The sequence below is a fragment of the Microcoleus sp. CAWBG640 genome (assembly GCF_020883015.1).
Lineage (GTDB): Bacteria > Cyanobacteriota > Cyanobacteriia > Cyanobacteriales > Microcoleaceae > Microcoleus > Microcoleus anatoxicus.
In genome coordinates, this window is record NZ_JAHRFC010000075.1 from 1 (window position 1) to 8,902 (window position 8,902).

The window sequence follows — 8,902 nt, forward strand, 5'->3', positions numbered from 1 at the left end:
AAGAGCACATCGTTACCAGTGACACCCAAGAGGACATCATCGCCTTTGCCGCCGTAGGATAAATCATCACCTTCATCGCCAGAGATGGAATCATTGCCACGATTACCATAAAGGACATCGTTGCCGAGATCGCCAAATATCACGTCAAAGCCTTTGCCGCCAAGCAGAGTATCGTTATCGACACCTCCGTAGACACTATCGTTGCCGGTATTGCCATTGATATAGTCATCGCCCTGACGCCCAAAGATCAAATCATTGCCACCCAATCCGAAGATAGAGTCACGGGCTGCACTACCGAAGATCGTATCATCACCATTAGGGCCCTTAATCACAGTACCCGCGATCGGGATACCAGGCTCATTAGGAGTATCCACCCTGGGGAAGTCACTTGGGCGAACCAAATCAGTCGTTTGTGGGCTCAGAGGAGTATCTGGAGTCGGAGTGGGAGTCGGTACCGGAGTAGGTGCTGGAGTCGGAGTGGGAGTCGGTGCAGGAGTCGGTGCAGGAGTCGGTGCCGGAGTCGGTGCAGGAGTCGGTGCCGGAGTTGGTGCAGGAGTCGGTGCCGGAGTCGGCCTCGGAGTCGGAGTTGGTGTCGGAGTCGGAGTCGGTGCCGGGAAGTTACCAAAATTGACGTTATTGACAATAGCCCCAGAAGCCAGCACGATGTCGGCGGGGTTAGGGGTGCTTTGGGTGAACCCTGTTTGCGCGATTTCCCGGACGCGGTAGGTTCCCGGTGTCAGGTTCGTGAATAGGTAGTTCCCACTGTTGTCTGTAGTGGTGGTAACAGGAGTAGGAGCAACTACCCCAGTCGTAACATTAGTTAACTGAATTTGGAAACCGGGCAAACCCAGTTCTCCGCTGTCTTGAGTGCCATTATTATTAGAGTCTCGGAACTTCAGACCTCGGATCGTAGCCGGTTGGGGCAGAAAGTTGCCGAAGTCAACACCAGTAATGCTATTACCACCAACAATCGTCACCGGGGCCGGATTAGGAGTAGTCTGCGTCCAGCCATTTTGCTGCACTTCCCTTACCTGGTAAGTGCCTGCGGGAATATTGACCAGAGTGTAGTTACCGTTGGTATCGGTAATAGTCGTGGGTTCGGTCTGTTGAAAGAGGCCATCCTGGTTGAGATCCAGGAAGATTTGCCAGTTTTGCAGCCCCAATTCCCCAGTATCCTTGATGCCGTTGTTGTTAGCATCGCTGAATTTTTGCCCGCTAATTGTACTCGACTTGAAGTTGCCGAAGTTAATGTTAGGGATGTCTTGACCGCTGGTGACAGTAATATCTGCCGGGTTGGGGGTAGTTTGTGTCCAACCGGTTTGCGGTACTTCCCGCACCTTGTAAGTACCTGCGGGCAAATTGAGGAATTTGTAGTTGCCGGCGGGATCGGTGTCTGCCTTGGGTTCGTTTGTGTCGAGAGTGCCGTTGTTGTTGGTATCAAGGAAAAATTGCCAGTTGGGTAGTCCGGCTTCCCCTGCATCCAGGAAGCCACTCTTGTTGATGTCGTTGAACTTGATACCGCTAATCGAGTTGGGTTTGAAGTTGCCGAAGTTGTTGTTTTGGGAGTCTGTGCCACTGGTGACGGCGATCGTAAACGCACCTGGGGCGGCCGGTACCGTTTGCGTCCAGCCCGGTTGCAGCACTTCCCGGACGTTGTAGGTGCCGGCTGTCAGGTTGATGAACTGATACTTACCGGCGCTATCAGTAACGGTGGCAGTTTCTCCCGGTTCTTGGATACTGTTGTTGTTAGCATCCAGGTAGATTGTCCAGCCTCCTAGTGGTTGTTCTGCTGGCAAATCTTGGGTGCCATTCTTGTTGAGGTCATTAAATTTGATCCCGCCGATTTTGCCTAGCAGGAAGTTCCCGAAGTTGGTGGGAGTGGCCGGGATGTTGGTGATGTTGACACCACTGGTGGCTGTGATGCTGCCAGTAGGGGTAAGAGTTGGCTGCCAACCGGTCTGTGCCACTTCCTTTAGGGTGTAGGTGCCTGGCCCAACATCGGTAAAGGTGTAGTTGCCTGTGGTGGTAGCTGTCGTTTGGGTTTTAACCACTGCACCGACGGCGTTAACTAACTGAATATCCCAAGTATTTGCCGGTGCAACTTCTCCGGTATCTAGGACACTGTTGCCGTTTTTGTCATCGAATTTGGTGCCGCTAATGGTGATGTTTTTGAAGTTGCCGAAGTTTCCGCCAGCGACAGTTAGACCGCTTTGGAGAGGGATGTCGGCGGGATCTGTTGTGGTTTTTGTGGAGCCTGTCGGCACTACTTCCCGGACTCGGTACTTAGCACCGTTCAGCTGCCCTAGGTTCGAGAAGCTGTAAGTACCAGTGGCAGTTGTGTTTTGGCTGCTGATAATTGCTCCGGTGACGGAGTTGATTAAGTCGATCTGGATGTTGGGTAATCCGGTATCTCCTGAGTCTTGGGTTCCGTTGCCGTTTTTATCATCAAAGATGAGACCATTAATGGTCATGGACTGGAAGTTGCCAAAGTCTTTGCTGTTAGAGTCAGCAATACCTGTGTTGTAGGGAGTAGCGGTAGCTGTAGGGAAAGTTTGCTGCCAATTAGTTACTGCCTGTTCTCGAACGGGGCTATTACTCTTGGTGTCGAGGAGGGTGTAATTCCCACCCGTTGCGACTGTCACCCGTTTTTCAGCACTATCTAGGGTGCTGTTATTGTTGTCATCTACATAAACAACAAAGTTTTGGACTGGAGTTGTGAGAGTTGCTTCTGTCCCGTCTTTGGCCGCATTGCCGTCGGTGTCGTTGAAAACTTGACCCGTAACGGTGGGGCCGTATTCGTAAGCGCCGATGTCAACCGCGCCGTTGACCCTGCGTGCAAAGGGCTGACCAAACTGAGTACCTCGCTGGTCTGTGGTCAGGGCATTGGCAGTAGTACCGGCATTGATAACGCCTCCAGCGCCGATCGGGGCAGTGCTGAGTAAAGCGTGAGTGGGAGTAAGACCGCCGTTATTTTGCAGGGGGCCGAGCCAAGTTACGGCGGTAGTGCCAATAAAGCTGGTGTTGTTAGTGAAACTTCCACCAACTTGGGTGCCTGCGCCTTGGGTATTATTAACAACGAGGGTGTTGTTGAGGGTGAGAGTTCCGGCGTTGTTGAAAATTCCGCCGCCGTTAGTGCTGGCATTCAGCAGAGGGGGGACTACAACTGCGGGGTTGCTGGCGATCGTAGTGTTAGTTAGGGTGGCATTTGCACTAAGCTGGTTAACAAAAATTGCACCACCTAATCCTGAACCCGCAGTAGCACCCGCAGCGCCCGCAGCGCCACCTGTTGCTCTGCTGCTGCTGAAGGTACTATTGCTGACCTTCAAAGTACCGCTGTTGACAAAAATCGCGCCGCCCAGACCGGCACCGCCACCGCCAGCACCGCCCACAATGGCTTGGCCATTACCGCCAGTGCCGCCAGTGCCTGCTGCGAAACCACTCCCACCACCGCCGACAGTACCCGTGGTTGCCCCCAGATTACCGCCAGAACCACCATTACCTGGATTTGTGGTTGTACCCACCGCACCGGCAGCGCCACCAGGCCCTCCACCTCCGCCTAGAGCACCAGCACCGCCATTGCCACCGGCGCCCCGAAGAGCGCCAGCAGCACCTGCACTACCACCAGCACCGCCAGCACCGCCGCCACCGCCGTTAATACCTATACCGCCAGCACCGCCTTCACCACCAGGGCCAGTACCACCATTGCCAAGGCCACCGATACCGCCATTACCACCTGGAGCTCCACTGCCACCATCTCCACCTTGACCGCCTTGACCAGGATTGGCTGCGCTAGTACCGCCTTGACCGCCAGCACCGCCAGTGGCACCACTACCCGCACTACCGCCAGTGGCACCAGTGCTAGTGGGAGTCCCAGGCCCGCCTCCGATACCGCTGCTGCCTGAAGTGGTGAAGAATTTGGCTAAGCCACTGTTGCCACCCTTTCCGGTACTTCCGGCTGCGCCACCCGCACCGCCGATCGCTCGGTTGTTGCTGAAAGTAACGTTGTCAATGTTGACATTGCCACTGTTGATGAAGAGCGCACCTCCTAATCCCGCACCGCCACCGCCACCAAGAGTGCCGGCATCACCCTGGGATAGACCATTGGCGATCGTCAGGTTAGAGAAATTAACTGCGGCGTTGTCAACAAAGAAAATTGGGTTATTGCTGCCGTCGATCGTAATCCCAGTTGTAGTGCTGCCAACAAAGTTTACAGGGGTGCTAACGATAGGCAGAACTTGTCCGGCAGGGAAGGTGATGTTGCCAGTGATGTTGATATCATCAGTATCCGGCAGGACGTTAGCAAAAAGGATGGCGTTGTTCAGACTGGTAAAGTCGGTAGCGGTAAAGGTTGCCAAAACACCGCTGTAAGCCTCTCTCGCCTCTGGGGAAAATGCCACAGCCGTCTCTATTTTGCCTGTAGTGACTTCCAGTTCCCAGTCTCCACCCAAGGCTGCATTCCCTGTCAAGTTATTGGAAGCGGCAACTTCTGCTCCGGTGAGCTGGCTCAGCCTTTGCACAAAAGCGACACCAGCTTCTGTGGCGGCGACGTTGCAACCATAAAGTAGAATTTCGGGTTTAGCTGTAATTCGAGAGTTCGAGTTTTCCTCTGCTGGTAAAGCAAACCATGTTTCTAGCCGATCGCGATAAGTTTCAATATTACTTAGATTCAGTTCTGTTGCACCGATTTGCACGCACGCCTCGGCACCGTGAGACAGAATGTGAACTGCTCCTATATTTTGCCGTTGTTTGAGTGTTGCTGCTATTTGCTCGATGCCGTCGCGATCGCCCTTCAGAACAATAACTTCTGTATCGAGATTAGTGCTTTTCGTTAAAATTTCGCAATTTTTAACTTTGGGATCTACAAAAACTATCTGTTGGTTTGGTACTTTGTCAAATTCCATGATTTTATTCCTCTAGTACACGCACACATCAAATTGATAACACAAACCAGCCCGAACAGCGATCGCCTTTTGTTCCGGTGCCCATAAAGTCGATCGCCCGTGCTTCCACATATGCTTTTTTATGTATTGACACCAGCCTTTTTTTGTGCGTGGCTACAATAAATTATTTAATTTGATTGTTTAGAACTCTCCCATAGGAATATTGTTCCTGGTTTTACAAACATACTTTATATATTATTGTTATTACGCGCCACATTTGCTCTTCACAACAAACTCAATACCACAATTTATGAAAAATGTCAATACTAAAATAGGTAAATAACTGTTGCAAAAAACAGAATACCCAGATACCCGACTCATTGAACAGGTCGGGTATCTCACAGCCCTTGGTCCTTAGTGATGGTTAATTAGTCCTAGAGTATGAGTTCTGGGTAATTAGTGATGGTGAGTTACCAACTTTCCTCAACGGGATTATTGGAATTACTCCAAATTTCTACATCTAAATCGTTGAGATAAAACAGAGCACTTTCCATCTGTTTCGCCGGACCATTTAGTTCCAAATCAAACCAACCATCATCGGTAGTTTTACCACCCAACAAAGCAGCATTAAAATTTACCTTCAAACCGTATTCAGAAATCAGATTAGAGATCACAGGTTCCTGATGGTATTCTTTGGGAACACGAATGCGAATGCGGGTTTGAGTTGGTCTGGTGTCCCCACTCTCAGATTTGGGAATGTCTGAGTCTTGGGTTTTGTGAAAATTGTCGATCGCCTCAAATTCAGATTCGTTACTATTCTGATCTAACATTTCAGCCTCCTAATATTTACTTATTTCAGGGATAAGGTACTACTGCTTGACGACTAGCCCTTCGATCCCCCCTAACCCCCCTTAACAAGGGGGAGACAGGAGTATTCTCAAAGTCCCCCTTCGATCGGGGGATTTAGGGGGATCGAAACTGCGGTATAAACTGACAACTGACAACTATCAACTGTCAACTTCCTTAATGCTAGTTTTTCGTTCCAAAATCTCCTTAAGTACGAGAGTAACAACTGCTAACAAACCAAGAACCACCGCCGCCGAAAATGCAGCTTGCGTCGCATACTGCTTGTAAGCATCCTCTACAAACAGAGGCAAAGTTTGCGTTTTTTTAGCAATATTTCCCGAAACCACAGAAACAGCTCCAAATTCTCCCATGGCTCTAGCATTAGTCAAAATTACTCCGTAAAGCAATCCCCAGCGAATACTGGGAAGAGTGACATTCCAGAAAATTTGCCAGTCATTTGCACCCAAAGTTTTCGCCGCCTCTTCTTGATCGGTTCCGACTTCTTCCAACACCGGAATTACTTCGCGAGCCACAAAAGGTAGGGTGACAAAAGCAGTAGCCAGCACCATTCCCGGAAAGGCAAAAATTACCTTAATATTAGCAGCTTCAAGCCACGGACCGAACCATCCCAACCGACCGTAAAGCAGTACAATCATTAAGCCGGCAACTACGGGAGATATGGCAAATGGGACATCTAAAATGCTGATTAATAGCGTGCGACCCGGAAATTTATTGCGACCAATTACCCAGGCTGCGCACAAACCGAATACGGTATTAATAGGCACAACAATTAAAGAAATCACCAGGGTAAGTTGGGCTGCGTGCAGAAAATCTGGCGAGGTTAAGTTAGAAAAAAATGGCTCTACTCCCTTTCTGAAAGCTTGGTAAAAAACGTTGAGGGTGGGGATAAATAAGACGAGAGCCAGATAGGCGATCGCAATGGTGATTAAAGTTGGCTTAACCCAGGGTTTTTCCTGACTCTGCGTCGAACTACCCCCCGGAAATTTGTAATTCGTGGATGAATTAATATTAGCCGTCATAGCGTCTTCTCCATGCTTGTAAAAGATTAATTGCAAACAGCATACTTAGGGAAATAGCTAACATGACAGTACCGATAACTGTGGCTCCTGCATAGTCATACTGTTCCAATCTTTGAAAAATTAAAACAGGGGCGATTAAATCTTTGAACGGTATGTTAGAGGCGACAATTACAGTAGAACCGTACTCGCCAACCGCTCGCGAAAATCCCAGGGCAACTCCGGTTAAAATAGACGGAAATAGGGGCGGCAAAACTACTCGCCAAAAGGTTTGAAATTGAGAAGCACCTAGACACCAAGCTGCTTCTTCGATGTCTTTTTCCATCTCGTTTAAAACTGGCTGTACAGTTCGGACGATAAATGGTAAGGAAATAAATATCATCGCTATACCTACGCCCAAGCGAGTAAAGGAAATTTTGATTCCCAAGGGTGCAAACAGCGAACCAATCCAGCCGTTGTCGCTGTAAACTGTGGCGAGAGTTAAACCTGCAACGGATGTGGGGAGTGCAAAGGGTAAATCGACGATCGCATCGACAATCCTTTTTAAGGGAAAGTCGTAACGGACTAAAACCCAGGCAATTAATGTGCCGAACAATCCGTTAATTAATGCTGCAATTAATGCCGTAACAAAGGTGACATCGTAGGCGGAAAGGGCGATGGGACTTGTGGCAATTGCCCAAAATTCGGCGGGGTTTGCGGTGCTGGCTTTCAAGAGCATGGCGGCCACTGGGAGCAATAGCATGAGGCTGAGGTAGCCTAGGGTGATTCCCCAAGGTAGTGTGATTTTGCCGATCGCCCTTTTGATCTGCTTAATCGGAGATTGAGGATTATTGGTTGGAGAAGATACAGTCATATAAGAATAGTTTTGAGTTGGAAAGAATTGCCCTAGGGGAGGGTTTTACCAAGCATATTCGACTAAACCAATCATTTCGTATACTTCGACTACGCTCAGTAACCAGCCCCAGCTACTACCGTTTAATTGAACCTTGGATTTTGTCAAAAACAGCTCCGTCATCGAAGAATTTTTTCTGAATTTCTCCCCAACCTCCTAAATCTTGAGCTGTAAATAGAGTTTTGATGGGGGGATATTTTTGGGCAAATTCTGGTTCCGCGGCTACTGTCGCATCTACTGGGCGGAATCCGGCTTTGGCAAATTCTCGTTGAGCTTCTGGGGTGTACAGGAATTTGACGAAGGCTTCGGCTACTTCCTTGGTGCCGTGTTTGGTGACATTTTTATCAACAATGGCGATGGGATTGTCGATGGAAACATTGACTTCTGGAATAGTATAAGTCGGTTTTTCCCCTTTCTGACCAGCCAAAATAATCTCGTTTTCGTAGTTGATTAAGGCGTCGCCTTGGCCTTGTTTGAAAAATACGTCGGTGGCTTCGCGGGCATCTTTAGTCAGGATGGGGACATTTTTGTAGACTTTGCTAGTAAAGTCCAATGCTTTGGTATCGTCTCCTCCGGTTTTGAGCACTGAGCCCCAAAGTGCGAGAAAATTCCAGCGAGCCACCCCCGATGTTTTGGGATCGGCGGTAATCAGTTTCACTCCGTCTTTGCTTAAATCTTCCCAGTTTTTGATGCCTTTAGGATTGCCATCACGGGTGACTATGGCTGCTACAGATTTGCTGACTATGGCTTCGTTAGGGACTTCTTTTTCCCACCCAGGCTCAATTAGTCCGGCTTTTTCGATTTTTTTGGTGTCGAGGGCGAGGGCGAGGTGTACGATGTCTGCTTCTAAGCCGTCAATTACGGCTCTGGTTTGGGAACCGGAACCACCGTAGCTTTGGCTGAATGTGACGGTTTGGCCCTGTTCTTTTTGCCACTTTTCTACGAATTTGGGAATTATGGCTTCGTGGGCGGCTTTGGTGACGGCGAAGGAAACGAGGGTTAATTCTACGTTGCTTTTGTTGGCGCTTGGGTTAGAAGCCCCGCCGGGATTGGCTCCGGGATTTTTGTTGCTAGTGGGCGCGCAGGATGCGATCGCAAAACTTAATGTGATTCCCAGTAAAAATAGCGACACAAAGCTTTTAAGCGAAGTCAATAATTGACTTTTGCCCACTGGCTGCGGTTGTGACTGGCGAAGACGTTGACTTAGGCGTTGCCACGGACTCATTATATTGGTTCCTTTACTTAAA

The 8,902-nt window shown here is 49.3% G+C and carries 5 protein-coding genes; all 5 read right to left on the reverse strand.

Features of this window, described 5'->3' with window-relative positions:
• Positions 1 to 4,901: SdrD B-like domain-containing protein (locus AAFP11_RS24570; protein ID WP_341739397.1), on the reverse strand; the 4,901-nt coding region annotated here is incomplete at its 3' end.
• Between the two features lie 449 nt (positions 4,902 to 5,350).
• Entirely contained in the window at positions 5,351 to 5,710 is a 360-nt protein-coding gene (locus tag AAFP11_RS24575; protein WP_341739398.1) for an NIL domain-containing protein, read from the reverse strand.
• A gap of 177 nt (positions 5,711 to 5,887) precedes the next feature.
• Positions 5,888 to 6,766: a sulfate ABC transporter permease subunit CysW gene (cysW, locus tag AAFP11_RS24580; protein WP_341739399.1), complete on the reverse strand. Its 879-nt coding sequence runs from the start codon at positions 6,764 to 6,766 to the stop codon at positions 5,888 to 5,890.
• A complete protein-coding gene (gene cysT / locus AAFP11_RS24585; protein ID WP_341739400.1) occupies positions 6,756 to 7,616 on the reverse strand; it encodes a sulfate ABC transporter permease subunit CysT in 861 nt (286 codons plus the stop codon). The genes cysW and cysT overlap by 11 nt, the downstream gene beginning before the upstream one ends.
• A gap of 115 nt (positions 7,617 to 7,731) precedes the next feature.
• Complete coding sequence (locus AAFP11_RS24590; protein ID WP_341739408.1) at positions 7,732 to 8,880, reverse strand: sulfate ABC transporter substrate-binding protein; 1,149 nt, start codon at positions 8,878 to 8,880, stop codon at positions 7,732 to 7,734.
• Positions 8,881 to 8,902: the final 22 nt, after the last annotated feature.